Source organism: Mesorhizobium sp. M1338 (assembly GCF_040318045.1).
Classification (GTDB): Bacteria; Pseudomonadota; Alphaproteobacteria; order Rhizobiales; family Rhizobiaceae; genus Mesorhizobium.
In genome coordinates this window covers 1-15,733 of record NZ_JAMYLL010000026.1, presented here as the reverse complement: position 1 = coordinate 15,733, position 15,733 = coordinate 1, and the positions used below count along the sequence as shown (strand labels likewise).

The following is a 15,733-nucleotide window of genomic DNA, read 5'->3' as shown; positions in this document are numbered from 1 at the left end:
CGAGGCACCCCCCTCTGCCCTGCCGGGGATCTCCCCCACAAGGGGGGAGATTGGCAGTACCTGCGACGGCGCCTTAGGGCCGTCGTCGGTAGTTGGCGAAACCCGCCGTGACATCCAATCTCCCCCCTTGAGGGGGAGATGTCCGGCAGGACAGAGGGGGGTGGGCCGAAGGGCACTGCGCTTAAAGGACCAAGCCTACAGCGCCTGCGTCGTATAGTCCCCCTCGGCTTCGTAAAGCCCGTCCTCGATCTTGGTCTTGTGCACGACCTTCAACTTGCCGCCTTCGACCTTGGAGATGTTCTGGATGCCAAAGCACTGGTGGATCTTGCCATTGAAAGTTTTGGGTCCCTGCGGATGCTCGGGGCCCTCGGCGAATTCGGTCAGGGCCTCGGTGGCCTCGACCAGCTTGGCGCGGTCTTCCGGTCCCTTGTAGCCGGCATCTTCCATCGCCTTCTTGACGACGTAGAGCGTTTCCCAGCAGCCGAACATGTGCGCGGCGGTCGAGACGTCCTTTGGGTCGCCGACGGCGGCACCATTGTCGTCGATGCCGACGGCGGCGCGATAGGCTTTCTGCGCCTCGGAATCGTCTGGCTGCGCATAGCGCGGCGAGCCTTCCCAGAAATGGCTGCCGTCGAGGAATTCGAGGCCGGGGCTGTTGATGTCGGTGGCTTCGAGCGAATCGATGAAGCCGAACAGTTGCGGCCGGTTGGAGCCGTAGAACTCGCCGAGCTCCTTGACGAAGGTGAGCACGGCCGGGCCGACCATGACGTGGTAGATCACCTCGGTCTCGGCCGGGATCTGCGGAAAGTACTTGGTGAAGGACGATTCCGTCGGCGGAATAGCGATCTGCGCGATGACCTCGGCGCCTTGCGCCTTCAGCGCCGGCGGCAGGTAGTCGCGATGGTCGTAGCCGAAGGCGAAATCGGGGAAGATCTGCGTCACCTTCTTGCCGGCATTGGCCGCGATCCACGGCGCCATCGACTGGATCTGGCTCTTCACATCGGTGATGCCGGGCTGGAAGACGTAACGGTTCAGCTTGGTCGAGGCGACGTGGTGGCCTTCGCTGACGACGAAATAGGGCATCTTGTTTTCGCCGGCGGCGGGCGCCGAGCCGATGACGACATGCGAGAACAGCGTGCCGAAGACGATGTCGGTCTTGTGCTGGGTGGCGAACTTGCCGACCACCTCGGCGCCACGGCCGGGATCGGTGCCGTCATCCTCGATAATCACCTCGACCTGACGGCCATTGATGCCGCCGGCGGCGTTGATCGCCTTGACCGCGGCGGCGGTGGTCTTCTCGTACCAGCGGCCATAGGCGGCGCCGATGCCGGTGCGGTGCGACTGGAAGCCGATCTTGATCGGCGCCGAACTCTGCGCCTGGGAATAGCGGACGAAGCCCGGTGCGACGGCGAGGCCGGCGCCCGCGGCCAGACCCTTCAGCGCCGTGCGGCGGCTGAGGGCGGTCTTGGAGAGGTCGAAAAATCCGTTCTTGTCAGCCATGTTCGTTCCCCTGTTTTTTTAGTGTTGACCAACGATTAAGGCGCTTCGGCATCCTCGCTCAGAGGACGTAAAAAATTGCATGTGTACAAACTAAATCACCAAAGCCTTGATGTGGCAAGCGAGCTTCTCCAGCGACATTCGAGGCCGCCTTTTTCTCATCCGACGGTCGGCGTGGCAAGCAACCAGAGGCCGAAGACGGTATAGGCGATCATCAGCAGGGTAAGCGGGAACTGGCTGAGTGCCGCAAGGGAGGGCTGCGGGTGCAGGCGCCAGGCGAAGCCGTGGGCGACGAGGACGGCGAGCACATGGCCTGATATGATGGTGCCGGCCTGGACATTCCACAGCCACCACGCCGAGTCCGCCCCGGCAACGATGCCGGCCTCGATCCGCATGTCGGCGGTGCCGAACAGGTTCCAGTCCTGCGCGAACGGGTCGGAAAGTGCCGCAAGCGCATATTGGCTGTCGACGAGCAGCGCCGTCAGATAGTGCGCGACATGATAGGCAAGCGCGATCGGCACGATCGACCACACCAGCAGGCCAGCCGCCTGTCCAAGAGTTTGATCGCTGCCGGCGAGACGCTGGCCGAGCCAGACGGCAAGCAGGAACACCGCCGCCAGCAGCACGAATGTCAGGACGAGCCCGAGAGTGCCGCTGCCGATAACCGCGGTGCGGCCGGGAAATTCGAGCGGGTTGATGCCGAACAGGCCGAGCCAAAAGAAGGTTTTCGACAGGCCGTCGAAGGAAACGGATGACAGGGCCAGCAGCAGGAAGGCAATGCCGCTGGTCGGCAACGGCTCGGCGGCCAGTAGCTTGGCGCCCGGCCAGCACAGGCCAAGCCGGCCGTTCTCGTCGCGCTCGACGATAGCGAAGCGTGCCACTAGCGAAAAGAAGACCGTCAGGAATTCGCCGCCGCGGCTCCAGGCGCGATAGCCGAATGCCAGCATCGCAAGGAAAGAGAACAGCCAGTAAAGGCCCACGATCCAAGCCAGCCGCGCCGGATCGTCAGGCGCCGGATCGATGAGTTCGAACCAGGCAAAGGCGACAAACAGTATCACTGCCGGCCAGTAGCCAAGCCATCGCGGGAGTCGCCACCTTCCCCCGTCGTCCCCGCCCAACAGGTGCGAGACGAGGCGCCACGGACCGTACCACGGGTTAAGCCATGACCAGAGATCGCCGAAGACGCCCTGCAGCAGCGTGGTGCCAGCCCATAGAAGGGTCCAGATCACCAGTGGCAGCGGGTTGGAGAGCGGGTCTCGACTGCCGAACAAGCCGGCGGTGACGGGGATTGCAAAGCCGGCAAAGGATATCAGGCTGACGGCAGTGCGGGCGCTGTCACTGAAGGTGAATAGCGGCAGGCGCCGGCGCCAGAAACGTCCAAGCGAATCCGCTGGCAGCAGTGCCAGGACGAGGAAGCTGACGGCAACGGCAAAGGCGCCGCCGGCCAGATAGTAGCCGGTTGGCAGGAGCAGGACGTGGCCGCGATCGGAGGCGTGGGCGAAGGCCGGGGTGGGTGAGATGAACCACAGGGCCGCAAGCAACAAGGCAAACGACCGACGATGGCGTTCGGTGGCGAAGGAACTCATCCTATCCAAGACTGCCATCTTGGCTGCCGCGGCCACCCCTCACACCTTGACCAGTTGCTCCACGCGGTCCTTTTCACCGAAGATGCGCAAATACCGCTCGATCTCGTCCTCGTCGCCGGTTGCCTTGGCCGGGTTGTCCGACAGCTTGACCGCCGGCCTTCCATTGGCTTCGGTGACCTTGCAGACCAGCGAGATGGCGTCGAGCCTGTTGGTTTCGGTCGGCGCGCAGCCTTCGAAATCATTGGTCAAATTGGTGCCCCAGCCGAAGGACATGCGCACCTTGCCCTTGAAGTGGCGGTAGGTCTCTTCGATTGTCTCGACCTCAAGCCCGTCGGAGAAGATCAGCAGCTTCTGGCGGGGATCCTTGCCCTTGTCGCGCCACCACGACAGGATCTTCTCGCCGCCCTCGATAGGCGGCGCGCTGTCGGGGCGGAAGCCGGTCCAGTCGGCCACCCAGTCCGGCGCGTCGCGCAGGAACGACGCGGTGCCGAAGGCGTCGGGCAGCACGATCAGCAGATTGCCGCCATAGTAGCGCTGCCAGTCCTGCAGCACCTTGTAGGGCGACTGTTTCAGCTCTTTTTCCGAATTGGCCAGCGCCGCGAACACCATCGGCAGCTCATGCGCGTTGGTGCCAAGCGCTTCGAGGTCGTTGTCCACCGCCAGAAGCACGTTGGAGGTGCCGGTGAATGCCTCGCCGATGCCTTCCTTCAGCGCTTCGACGCACCAGCGCTGCCACAGGAAGGAATGGCGCCGGCGCGTGCCGAAGTCTGAGATGCGGATGCCGGGCAGCGCTTTCAGCCGCTCGGTCTTGGCCCACATCTTGGCCTTGGCGCGCGCATAGAGCACATCGAGCGCGAACGGCCCGAACGCCCGCATGGCCGCGCGAGATCGGAGTTCGTTGATGATCGCCAGCGCCGGGATCTCCCACAGCGTGGTGTACATCCACGGCCCGCTGAAGGTCAGTTCATATTGCCTGTCCCGCTTCGACAGCTCGTATTCGGGCAGCCGGAAGCCTTCCAGCCAGGCGAGAAACTCCGGCTCGAAGATCTGCTTGCGGCCGTAGAAATTGTTACCGGCGAGCCAGATCATCTCCTTCTTGGAGAAGCGCAAGGTGCGGGCATGATCGAGCTGTTCGCGCAATTCGCCTTCATCGATCTCGTCGGCCAGCCGCACAGAGGTGGTGCGGTTGATCAGCGAGAAGGTGGTCTCGACCTTGGGGTACATGCCCCAGATCATCTGCAGCATCAAAAGCTTGTAGAAATCCGTGTCGAGCAGGCTGCGCACGATCGGATCGAGCTTCCAGGTGTGGTTGTAGACCCGCCGCGCAATATCGGTCTTAGCCATGTTTCAACACCGCCTTTGCTGCCTGCAATCCACAACCGCGACAGGCCTCATAGCATCGAATTGGCAAAAACGCTGCCCGGTTTCAGGCTGGCCCGACAAAAAGAGAACCCTGCGGAGACGGAACATCACCGACGGCCACCGCAAGCCGTTGTCAGGTCCCGGTCTTGGCACCGATGACCCTGAGCGCCGGACGCTTGCGGCGGCTGACGATGCGGCCCGCCACCGGTGCGTCGGCGCGGCCGTCATCTTGCGCCTTCTCGGCGAACAGCCAATCGATGAACAGCTGAACGATCGGCGTCGCCCTCATCTCGTTGCGGCAGACGACATAGAAATCGTCGACCGCCGGCACCGACAGACTGAACGGCGCAACCAGCATACCCCTGGCCAGCAGCGCACTTGCCGTCACCGAATCGCCCAACGCCACGCCATGGCCATGCACCGCCGCCTCGGTCGCCACGCGTGCATCGCCAAGGTGATGGCGGCGGCCCCGCTCCAGGTCCAGCGCATCGGCGGCCGCCAGCCATGTGTGCCATTCGCGGCCATCGTCGCCATGCAGGAAGACATGGTCGGCGAGATCCCTGACGCCGCGGATCGGACGGTTGTTGATCAAGGTCGGGCTGACCACGGGAAACAGTTCGAGGCCCGACCATTTGCGCATCCAGCAGTCGGCCCAGCTGCCGTCGCCATAATGCACGCAGACGTCGATATTCGGCGCCCGCAGATCCTTAGGGTCGTTGGAGGGGATAAGCGTCAGCCTTATGTCGGGATATTGCGCCATGAAACCGCCGAGCCGCGGTGTCATCCACAGCAACAGCAGCGCCGGCACGCAGGAGACTGAAAGTGTGCCGCTGCTCGCCGGCCTTGTCATGCGCTGGGTGGCGGCCGCGATGCTGTCGAAGGCCGTCGAGACCGCAGGCAAGAGTTCGGCGCCGTGTGGAGTCAGTTTGACCCGCTGACCGACCCGCTCGAACAGCTTGACGCCGAGCGACTGCTCGAGTGCCTTGATCTGGTGGCTGATGGCGCCATGCGTGACGTTCAGTTCACCCGCCGCCTTGGTCAGCGAGCCATGGCGAGCCGTTGCCTCGAAGGCACGCAGTGGATTGAGAGGCGGCAGCCGGTTGGCCATGAGCATCCATTTCAGCACGATCCCGAAAAGTGGAGGCCGGTTTTCGGACGGGATCGTGCTCAGGGTTGATTGTGAGATTTTCTCACAGAGAGCAGCCTAACATTATCATTTGATTTTTCAATGCGGCTGCCAGACACTTGAGCTCGGAACAGCTTCAAGACGTGAAATCTGCAGGCAGCCAGCGCGACAGCGACCCGGCCGGATGATGGTCGGCTCGCCAGGCATCGCCAACGGTCGCACTGCATCAGCCCGGCAGGAGGAGCGGATATGGGATACGATCGCGGCAAGCTCGACGCGTTGCGTCGCAAATATGGCGAAAGCCATGGCGGCGAAATGTTCGACCCGAAATTCCGCAAGGTCGCCGACAAGATCTTTTCCAAGAGCGGTACACGGCTGGCGCCCTATTCCGGCATCCCGACCTTCCTCGCCGCGCCCTACCGCGAAATAGCGGCCGACAATCCGGATTTCGGCGATTTGCAGGTGGCCATGATCGGCGTGCCGATGGATCTCGGCGTCACCAACCGGCCGGGCTCGCGCTTCGGGCCAAGGGCGCTGCGCGCCATCGAGCGCATCGGCCCCTACAATCACGTGCTGGAATGCGCGCCTACGCATGAGCTCAGGGTCGCCGACATCGGCGATACGCCGTTCCGCAGCCGCTATCGGCTGGAGGTCAGCCATGAGGATATCGAGCGCCGCACCAACCAGATCGTCGATGCCGGCGTCATTCCATTGTCTGTGGGCGGCGACCATTCGATCAGCCATCCGATCCTGAAGGCCGTCGGCAAGAAGGCTCCGGTCGGGCTGATCCACATCGATGCCCATTGTGACACCAGTGGCCTGTTCGACATGACCAAATTCCACCATGGCGGGCCGTTCCGCAACGCCGTGCTCGACGGCGTGCTCGATCCGACGCGCACGATCCAGATCGGCATTCGCGGCTCGGCCGAATATCTGTGGGAGTTCACCTACGAGTCCGGCATGACCGTCGTCCATGCCGAGGAGGTGACCGGTCTCGGCATTCCCGCCATCATCGAGAAGGCGCGCAAGATCGTCGGCGACGGGCCGACCTACGTTTCCTTCGATATAGATAGCATCGATCCTGCCTTCGCGCCCGGCACCGGCACGCCGGAAGTCGGCGGGCTGACGACACGCGAAGTGCTCGAACTGCTGCGCGGCCTGAAAGGTCTCAACATCGTCGGCGGCGACGTCGTCGAGGTGGCGCCGCAATACGACGCCACCACCAACACGGCGCATGCCGCCGCACAGGTGCTGTTCGAGATCCTGAGCCTGATGGTGTTCAGCCCAGCGATAACAGGCAAGGCAGCCTGACGTTCAGAAAAAGCAAAGGCGGCCGCCGTGCTGGAGCCGGCGGCCGTATCAAACAAACAAAGCGTCCAGACAGGGGAATGACAATGACGATCCGAAAGACATTTACCTCAATCGCCGCCGTGCTGATGCTTGGCACGACCGGTTTCGGCCTTGCAATTCAGGCGGCCAACGCCGATGCGCTGGCGGATATCACCAAGGCCGGCAGCATCAATGTCGGCGTCTTCGCCGATTTCCCGCCCTTCTCCTCGGCCAGCGCCGATATGAGTCTCAAGGGCTATGACATGGACGTCGCGCAATACATCGCCGACACGCTCAAGGTGAAGCTCAACCCCGTCGCCGTCACCGGCCAGAACCGCATTCCTTATTTGAACGACCATCGCGTCGACCTCTTGATGAGCGTCGGCTATTCGAAGGAACGCGAGCAGGTCATCGACTTCGCAGTCGCCTACGCGCCCTACTATATCGCCGTGATCGGTCCGGCGGCACTTTCGGTCAAGGGCAAGGAAGACCTCGCCGACAAGTCGATCGCCGTCAACCGAGGTACGCTGGAAGACACCTCGCTCACCGAGGCGGCGCCGGCGTCCGCCGACATCAAGCGCTTCGACAACTATAATTCGGTGATCCAGGCCTTCATCTCCGGCCAGACCCAGCTGATGGTCGTCGGCAACGATGTCGGCGCGCAGGTGCTGGCCAAGCAGGACGCGCTGAAGCCGGAGCAGAAGTTCCAGCTCCTGACCTCGCCCTCGCATATCGGCCTCAACAAGAATGAGGACAGCCTGAAAAAGGCGGTCAACGACGCCGTCGTCAAGATGCTGGCGGACGGCAAGCTGGACGAAAGCTCGAAAGCCTGGCTGAAGACGTCGCTCAATCCCGACAATCTCAAGGATTGAGTTTCCGTGGCCTTCGCCTGGCTTCCAGGTGCTGTCGGCGATATCGCGCGCGGCGCGGCCACGACGATCCTGTTGATCGCCGTAACCACGCTGGCGGGAACGTTCCTCAGCATCCTGGGTGCCGCGGGACGCCGCAACGGCCCGGTGCTGCTCAAGCGGGCTATCGCCTGGTATGTCGAGATCATCCGCAACACGCCGTTCCTGGTGCAGCTGTTCTTCATCTTCTTCGGCTTGCCCAGCCTCGGCATCAGGCTCGATCCGGTGCTTGCCGCCATGTTGGCGATGACGCTCAACATGGCGGCCTACACCATCGAGATCGTCGGCGCCGGGCTTGACGCCGTGCCCGGCGGACAGACGGAAGCAGCGCTCGCGCTGGGCTTGAGGCCACGCCAGGTCTTCATCAAGATCGTGCTGCCGCAGGCGCTCAAGGTGATCTTCCCGGCGCTGACCAGCCAGATCGTCATCATGATGCTGGAGTCCGCCGTGGTGTCGCAGATCGCGGTGCGTGAACTGACCTACGAAGCCGACATGCTGCAGGCGCGCACCTTCCGCTCCTTCGAGACCTATCTTGTCGTGACGATGGTCTATCTCTTGATGTCGATGGCCTTGCGCCGGCTGCTGGTCACCGGCGGACGCCGCGTCCTGGGGGCCGGCGTGTCATGATCGAATTCACCTTCTGGGACATCGTGCGCAACCTGCTGCTCGCCGCCCGCTGGACGGTGCTGCTGTCGCTGGGTGCCTTCATCGGCGGCGGCATCGTCGGCCTGATCGTGCTGTTCTTCAGGATCGCTGAGAACAAGTGGAGCCGGCGCATTGCGTCCGGCTACATCGCCCTGTTCCAGGGGACGCCGCTCTTGATGCAGCTGTTCCTGATGTTCTTTGGCCTGCCGATGCTGGGCCTGCGCATCGAGCCATGGACGGCGGCGGTGCTCGGCCTCACCTTCTTCGCCAGTGCCTACCTCGCCGAAATCTGGCGCTCCGGCGTCGCCGCGCTGCCGTTAGGCCAATGGGACGCCGGAGCCAGCCTCGGCCTGCACTACCTGCAGGAGCTCAGACTGATCATCCTGCCGCAGGCGTTTTCGATCACCCGCGCGCCGACTGTCGGCTTCCTGGTGCAGCTGATCAAATCAACCGCGCTTACCTCTATCATCGGCTTCGAGGAGTTGGTGCGAACCTCCAACGCCATCAACAACGCCACCTTCGAACCGTTCAAGGTCTACGGGCTGGTGGCGCTGATCTTTTTCGTCATGTGCTTTCCGCTGACACAATACGCGCGCAAGCTCGAGAAGCGGGCGGCATTACACTGAGCGGAAGGCATGTTGTGTTGACCACCACCTGCGGGACGACAGGATTCGTCAGCTTTTGACCCAAGTGGTCTCTCACAAGTGAAGGCGCGCACGATATGGACGAGGCGACCTTCGCGAACGGCGACATCTACAAAGTGCCACGGACCCGATGGTGACCTTGGCCTCAAATCCCAGCTTGACTAGAGTTGGCAGTATGCTGAACGCCATTCACCACGTCGCGTTGATCTGCACCGACTACGACCGGTCGCGACGGTTCTACGTCGAACTCCTCGGCCTCGATCTGATCCGGGAGGTCTATCGGGAGGAGCGGCGGTCATGGAAGGCGGATCTGCGGATCGGGTCGGTCCAACTGGAATTGTTCTCCTTCCCCGCACCAGCGATGCGGCCGTCCCATCCAGAGGCGACAGGCCTGAGACATCTGGCATTTGCCGTGGCGAGCCTTGATCCCGTAATTATGCGCCTGGAAGCCGCGGGCGTTGCCGTTGAGCCAATCCGGATCGACCCATATACAGACCAACGGTTTACCTTTTTCAGGGACCCGGATGGATTGCCGCTGGAACTCTACGAAGCCCCATAAGGAACGGTTCGCCTTCGCGACGGGCGCCGTGTACTGACGGTCTCATCGGTATCGGCGGAGCCGCGAATCTGTGCTAAGCCGCCGCCCAAACCAACCAAAGGACGACACCAGTGAGCGAACCAACCGTGGCCGAGGCGACCGAGAGCATCTATGCCTCGCTCCGGGCGGACAATGCCGACATCGACGCACATATCGCGACGCTTAAGGCGGCGCTGACACGAGAGGGGATAAAACAGGCGGTGTTCGATCCGACCAAGTTGGCGCAGAACAACCGTTCGGGCCGCAAATTGATGCAGGCTTATTTTCGGCAGCGTGGCGTGAGCGTGAGGTTTTCGGACCAGTAGAACCGCGCGCATGTCGGATGTTCGAGGCGGCGACAGACATTCTCAGAAATCGACGTTCGTTCAGCTTCGCCAGCAGTATCCGTTACGAATCGTACACTGAAGGTCGGTATAGCGCGTGGATGACCGAGGCTGGATTCCGGGATATCTCCGACGCTTCGGGCCTTCACATTTGACCGGCTCAATAACAGCTATCTGCCGCCGCAAGTGCTTCGGCACGGTGAGCTTCGTCCAATGCGCCAATCCGTCGGACCGACGCATAGAACCTGATATAGTCGCCCGAACACAAGTCGAACAGGCGGAGAAACGCCGGAACCTGTTCCCCGTACACGGCAGTCGCGGCGAGCTTCGCGTTGTTGATTGGGGAAGCGAACCAGGCATCGTATCCCCGGTATCGGCCCCAGCGCCTGTCGCGCATGTATCGGTAGCGCATCCGCAGCCGTTCAATCGCGGCCGTCTTTGCGGCCAGCTTTTGCTCCGAGGTGCCGGAGTTGGAATAGACTTGCGTTAACTCGTCCCGGGTCTGCGAGACAAGCGCAAGAAATCCGGTCTTGCGCCTCCGGGCAGCTTCGTAACGGCGCAATGCGGCGGTATCACCAGCCGCGTGCAGCCATTTTTTCACGCCGGTTGTTTCGACGGCGACAGCGAACGCCTCGTTGAATGCGGAATCGTCGTGCACGTAGACGCGCTGGTGGGCCAGTTCATGGAAAACCAGCCCTGCAAGATAGGTTTCATCCTCGCCGAACATCGTGCTTAGCAGCGGGTCACTTGACCAGCCAAGCGTGGAATATGCAGTGATGCCAGTCACATAGACGTCCATGCCCTGTTCTCGAAGTTCGACTGCGATTTCAGTCGCGGACTTCTTGGAAAAATATCCTCGGTAGGGCACGCAGCCGAAAACGGGAAAACACCATGTTCGCGGCGTCAGCGAGAATTCCGGCGCGGCGAAGACAGCCCATGTCACCGAGTCCCGACCGATATCAACATAGCTGCGGTAGCTATTGTTGTCGGGCAGCGCCAGTTCATCTGTTGTAAACTGTCGTATGGCACTCGCCGATGCCATTCGGGCGCGCAATGCCTTCGGCGTCGAAGGTTCCTCGATCAGTCTCCCGACATCCTTGCGCGCCGTCATGATCCGCAGATGACCGTTCACGGATTGCGCATAGTAGGAAATGCCGGTGCAGCCGGTTACGACGGACACCAGGATCATCGAAGCAACCAATCGAAAAAATGCGCGCTTCACGGCTTGCCCCTAGCACTGGTCACACGTTCCTAGAGCAGATGTCGCGCTTGCCGCCTGTCTCACGCAGTCACACCAGTCCATCCATGTCCGAGATGAGGGTGTAGGTTAGACCTTCGTCCTCGGCAAGATTGGCATGATACGTCATTGGCCATTGAAGGAGGGAACCGCCCATATCCCCGCGGGTAGCAGAACGCCAGCTTTCTGCTCCCCGATGTTAGGACAAACAGCCGCCGAGCCGGCGGCCGTCCGTTTCAATGACCAAAGGCGAGCGGCGGTGCCAGGCGATCCCGCCGCAGCCAGCGCGCCAGAAGCAGCGCCGCCACCACGGCAAGCCCCGACGACAGGCCGATCCAGATGCCGACGCCGTGGAAGCCGAAATGGAAGGCGAGCAGCACGCCGAGCGGCAGGCCGACGCCCCAATATCCGATCGCGGCATAGATCATCGGCACCTTGGTGTCGTGCAGGCCGCGCAGCATGCCGGCGGCCACGGCCTGCGCGCCATCGAAGACCTGGAACAGTGCTGCGAAGGCGAGAAACGACACGGCAAGCCCGATCACCCTGGCATTGGCCGGATTGCCCAGATCGATGAAGGCGCTGATCAGCGGATGCGGCCACAGGATCATCACCAGCCCCATCAGCGCCATGAACGAGACGCCGATGACGAAGGCGGTCCAGCCGGCGCGGGAAACGCCTTCCGGATTGCCGGCGCCGTGCGCAAGCCCGACGCGCACCGTTACCGCCTGGTTGAGGCCAAGCGGCACCATGAAGCTGATCGAGGCGATCTGGATGGCGATGGCGTGCGCGGCCAGCGAATCCGCGTCGATCAGACCCATCAGCAGCGCTGCCGCATTGAAGATCGTCACCTCGAAGGCGAGGAGGCCGGCAATCGGCAGGCCGAGCCGCAGAAGGCCCCTGAAGCGCGGCCAGTCGGCGCGCCAGAAGCGCCCGAACAGACGGTAGCGCCGGAACTTCTTCTCCAGCATCACCACGACAGCCATGCCGACGAACATCAGCGTGCTGGACAGCGAGGTGGCAAGGCCCGAGCCGGCAATGCCCATCGAAAGCACACCGAGATTGCCGAACATGAACACCCAGTTGAAGAAGACGTTGCAGGCGACGGCGACGAAGACGATGACCAGCGCCCAGCCCGGCCGTTCCAGCGCCGAGATGAACGAGCGCAGCACGATATAGCCATAGAAGGGCAGCACCGCCCATTCGAGCCAGCGCAGATAGACACCCGCCTCATGGGCGAGCGCCGGATCCTGGCCCATCGCCAGCAGAATGGCCTCACCGTGCCAAAGCACGAGCCAGATCGGGATCGAGATCAAAATCGCCAGCCACAGGCCCTGGCGCACGGTGCGGCGCAGGTCGCGCACCGAATGGCCGCGGCGGCCGAGCTCGGTCGCGATCATCGGCGAGGTCGCCAGCATCAGGCCAAGCCCGAAGATCAGCGGCATGAAATAAAGGTTGGCGCCAAGCGCGCCGCTGGCCAGCGTACCAGGCCCCAGACGACCCATCATCATGACGTCGGTGGCCGTCATCGCGGTCTGGCCGAGATTGGTCAGCACCATCGGCCAGGCGAGCGCCAGCGTCGCCATGATTTCCTGACGCCAAAGATTTTCCGGCACGCGAGCGCCGGCTTCGAACGCAGACATTGTCCTGCTCTTTCCAGTTGCGGCGCGTCGGCAAAGAGCCGGAAGCCGCATTCAAACGGCAAAACCTTCGGTTTCGCGGCGTTTGCGCCAGCTTTTGGACGAAACGCGACATGAAGGCAAGAGAGGAGGAGCGGGAACAGATTGAGCCAGCCGGAATACTCGGACCACCATTGGTTGCCGCCGAGATGCATTTCACATGCGGGCAATCGGCTGCTACGGATTGCATGGACGGTGCGACGGCAGATTCCCGATTTTTCAGGAGGCAGGATGCAGTTCAGGCGCAGGAAGAACACGGCCGCGATCCCGCGGACAGCGCCGTCCTTCGAACACATCGTCACCGAGGCGAGCGAAAGTTTCCTGTGGCGGCTCGACGACTATCCCTGGGAGCGCAATGTCTGGAACTTCCATCCGGAATACGAGATCCACCTGCTGCGAAAATCCTCCGGCGTGGTTCTGGTCGGCGATCATATCGGCGAATTCGGGCCGGGCTACCTGACCATCGTCGGTGGCGGCCTGCCGCATGACTGGGTGACCGCGGTGCAACCGGGAGAACTGATCGAAGGCCGCGACATCGTCCTGCAGTTCGATGCGCAGAGGTTGCGCGGGTCGGCAGGCCTGTTGCCGGAATTGCGCGAACTGGAACCGTTCCTCGAACGCTCGCTGCGCGGCATGGTCTTTCACGGCCGCACCGCGCTGGACGGTGCCGACATCATGGAGCGGATGGGTGAGGTTAGCGGGCTGAACAGGTTCTGTCTTTTCCTGAATCTCGTCGATCTTCTCGCTCGCACCGACGAATACGAATTGCTGTCGTCGCCGGATTTCTCGCCGGTTCTCGATGCCGCCTCGCTGGACATCATCCAGCGCACGTTGACCTATCTGTTCCAGCATTTCGCCGAGGATCTGAAGCTGCCTGAGGTTGCGGAACTGGCCGGAATGACGGAGAGCACGTTTTCGCGGTTCTTCCAGAAGAACACCGGCAACAGCTTCAGCGACCACCTTGCCAAGCTCAGGCTCTGGCAGGCCTGCAAGCTTTTGGCGGACACCGATATTGCGATCACCGACATCTGTTTTCAGGTCGGTTACATGAACATCTCGAACTTCAACCGCGCCTTCATGCGCAAGCACAAGATGACGCCGTCATCTTATCGCCGGCTGTCGAGGCAGCGGCTGACAATGCGCGCATAAGCGCGTCCTGAAATATCCTTTCAGACCAAATCGATACTCATGTGACAGGCTTCGTATCGCGGCGCCGGTTTTTGCATCGCACAATGCATAAAAGTACAGGTCTGCTGCAACGAGGCTTCTAGCAAGCCTCCTCGCAACTCCGCATTTTAGCGACGGGTGGCATTGTCACTCGGGCGATGGTGAGGATCGCGTAGCCCGAGGACTTCCGCTTCCTGCGAATTGTTCCTGGAGGAGAAAAGATCATGAAACCAGTTCGGCTTGCTGCCAGCCTTGGCGCAGCTTTTATGCTTTCCACTACCGTTTCCACCATCGCCTTGGCGCAGGCGCCGGTCTGCTCGGCGCCGGTCAAGGTGCTGGCGCAGCCACGTGACGGCCTGACGCTTCTGGAGGACTCCAAGGACGAGTTCCAGAAGTTGAGCGGCGCCAGCTTCCAGATCGATTATCTGAACGAGAACGACCGCCGGGCGAAATCGCGCGCCGATGCGTCCACCGTCGGCAATTACAACGTCTACTATGTCGACGAAGCCAACGTCGCCTTGTTCGCTTCGTCGAAATGGATCGTGCCGCTCACCGACTATTATCCGGCGGACTACGACTACGCCGATTTCGATCCGGGCCGCCAGAAGGTCGCCACCTATGACGGCAAGGCCTGGTTCGCGCCGCTGACCGGCGGCGGCGACCTGATGGTTTACCGCAAGGATATTCTGGAGGCGGCCGGCATCCAGCCGCCGAAGACGCTGGACGAACTGATCGCCGACGTGCCGAAGCTGACCAATCCGGACAAGGGCATATATGGCATCGCATTGCGCGGCGCACGCGGTTCGGGCGCCAATGTCTGGCGCTGGATGCCGTTCTTCAAGGCCTATGGCGGCCAGTGGTTCGACGGCGACAAGCCAGCCTTCAACTCGGATGCCGCCGTGAAGGCAACCGAAACCTACCTGAAGCTGTTCAAGGATTCGGCGCCCGGCACGCAGACCGGCAGCTGGGATGAATCGACCGGCGCGTTCCTGTCTGGCCAGGTTGCCATTCTCGTCGAATCGACGCCGCTGTCGGGCATGGCTGTCGATCCCAAGACCTCGCAAGTGGTCGGCAAGATCGGCTTCCTGCCGCCGCCGTCGCCGCTCACCGGTGGTGGCTACGGCCATGGCCTCGCCATCGCGGCAAAAGCCAATGCCGATGATGCGTCGAAGAAATGCGCGGGCCTGTTCATCGCCTGGGCGACGTCGAAGGAAAACGAGAAGCGCCGGCTCGACGCGCACCAGTTCGGTGAACTGAACCGCACCAGCGTCCTGTCCAGCAAGGAATTCGCCCACATCTACGGCGCCGATCTCGGTCAGGCGCTGGCCGAGACAGGCAAGGTCACGGCGGTCAACTTCTGGCAGGATCCGCGCTGGCCGGATCTTGGCGATCGCTGGGGCATCATCCTCGAGGAACTGGTCACCGGCACCCGTACCGACGTCAAGGGCGGCCTCAGCGAGCTTGAAGCCTATGCCAACGAGCTGGTGAAGAAATAAGCCATCCTCCCCCCCGGGGGGCCGCCCGGGAGGGGTGGCAAGCAAATAAGGTGGGCGTGGCGGCCGGGGGGTCGGCCAGGGCAACACCCCGGAAACCAGGCCGGATGAGACAAAGATCGCAGCCCGAGATTAAACCGCG

The 15,733-nt window shown here is 62.3% G+C and carries 14 protein-coding genes; 8 read left to right on the top strand and 6 right to left on the bottom strand.

The window, feature by feature from the left end:
• Nucleotides 1-195 precede the first annotated feature (195 nt).
• The 4 genes from NKH19_RS21130 to gcvA all read right to left on the bottom strand — a co-directional run bounded on the left by NKH19_RS21130 (nt 196) and on the right by gcvA (nt 5,553).
• Nucleotides 196-1,500, bottom strand: a complete 1,305-nt coding sequence (locus tag NKH19_RS21130; RefSeq protein WP_352870076.1) for an ABC transporter substrate-binding protein — start codon at nt 1,498-1,500, stop codon at nt 196-198.
• Between the two features lie 155 nt (nt 1,501-1,655).
• Nucleotides 1,656-3,083 carry a hypothetical protein gene (locus tag NKH19_RS21125; RefSeq protein ID WP_352870075.1) on the bottom strand — a complete coding sequence of 476 codons (1,428 nt, stop codon included), beginning with the start codon at nt 3,081-3,083 and terminating at the stop codon, nt 1,656-1,658.
• A 39-nt stretch (nt 3,084-3,122) separates the two neighbouring features.
• Entirely contained in the window at nt 3,123-4,427 is a 1,305-nt protein-coding gene (gene pncB, locus NKH19_RS21120; RefSeq protein ID WP_352982751.1) for a nicotinate phosphoribosyltransferase, read from the bottom strand.
• 151 nt (nt 4,428-4,578) lie between these two features.
• On the bottom strand, nt 4,579-5,553 hold the full coding sequence (gene gcvA, locus NKH19_RS21115; protein WP_352870073.1) for a transcriptional regulator GcvA: 975 nt from the start codon (nt 5,551-5,553) through the stop codon (nt 4,579-4,581).
• 267 nt (nt 5,554-5,820) lie between these two features.
• On the opposite strand from gcvA, the gene speB reads away from it, so the two are divergent.
• From speB to NKH19_RS21085, 6 genes are all read left to right on the top strand, one after another.
• Nucleotides 5,821-6,882, top strand: coding sequence for an agmatinase (speB, locus tag NKH19_RS21110; protein ID WP_352870072.1), 1,062 nt, complete (start codon nt 5,821-5,823; stop codon nt 6,880-6,882).
• A gap of 83 nt (nt 6,883-6,965) precedes the next feature.
• Nucleotides 6,966-7,772, top strand: coding sequence for a transporter substrate-binding domain-containing protein (locus NKH19_RS21105; protein WP_352870071.1), 807 nt, complete (start codon nt 6,966-6,968; stop codon nt 7,770-7,772).
• 6 nt (nt 7,773-7,778) lie between these two features.
• Nucleotides 7,779-8,435, top strand: a complete 657-nt coding sequence (locus NKH19_RS21100) for an amino acid ABC transporter permease (RefSeq protein ID WP_352870070.1) — start codon at nt 7,779-7,781, stop codon at nt 8,433-8,435.
• On the top strand, nt 8,432-9,079 hold the full coding sequence (locus NKH19_RS21095; protein WP_352870069.1) for an amino acid ABC transporter permease: 648 nt from the start codon (nt 8,432-8,434) through the stop codon (nt 9,077-9,079). Before NKH19_RS21100 ends, NKH19_RS21095 begins: the two co-directional genes overlap by 4 nt.
• Before the next feature lie 193 nt (nt 9,080-9,272).
• The gene (gene gloA2 / locus NKH19_RS21090) at nt 9,273-9,656 is read left to right on the top strand and encodes an SMU1112c/YaeR family gloxylase I-like metalloprotein (RefSeq protein ID WP_352870068.1); all 384 of its coding nucleotides are present in this window, start codon (nt 9,273-9,275) and stop codon (nt 9,654-9,656) included.
• A gap of 110 nt (nt 9,657-9,766) precedes the next feature.
• On the top strand, nt 9,767-10,000 hold the full coding sequence (locus NKH19_RS21085; RefSeq protein ID WP_352870067.1) for a hypothetical protein: 234 nt from the start codon (nt 9,767-9,769) through the stop codon (nt 9,998-10,000).
• 178 nt (nt 10,001-10,178) lie between these two features.
• Here the strand turns inward: NKH19_RS21085 and NKH19_RS21080 are convergent, their stop codons facing one another.
• The gene (locus NKH19_RS21080; protein ID WP_352870134.1) at nt 10,179-11,207 is read right to left on the bottom strand and encodes an aminopeptidase; all 1,029 of its coding nucleotides are present in this window, start codon (nt 11,205-11,207) and stop codon (nt 10,179-10,181) included.
• A gap of 284 nt (nt 11,208-11,491) precedes the next feature.
• Entirely contained in the window at nt 11,492-12,895 is a 1,404-nt protein-coding gene (locus NKH19_RS21075) for an MATE family efflux transporter (protein WP_352870066.1), read from the bottom strand.
• A gap of 267 nt (nt 12,896-13,162) precedes the next feature.
• Between NKH19_RS21075 and NKH19_RS21070 the strand changes: the two genes are divergently transcribed.
• Nucleotides 13,163-14,080, top strand: a complete 918-nt coding sequence (locus NKH19_RS21070) for an AraC family transcriptional regulator (RefSeq protein WP_352870065.1) — start codon at nt 13,163-13,165, stop codon at nt 14,078-14,080.
• Between the two features lie 242 nt (nt 14,081-14,322).
• Nucleotides 14,323-15,594, top strand: coding sequence for an ABC transporter substrate-binding protein (locus NKH19_RS21065; protein ID WP_352870064.1), 1,272 nt, complete (start codon nt 14,323-14,325; stop codon nt 15,592-15,594).
• Nucleotides 15,595-15,733 lie beyond the last annotated feature (139 nt).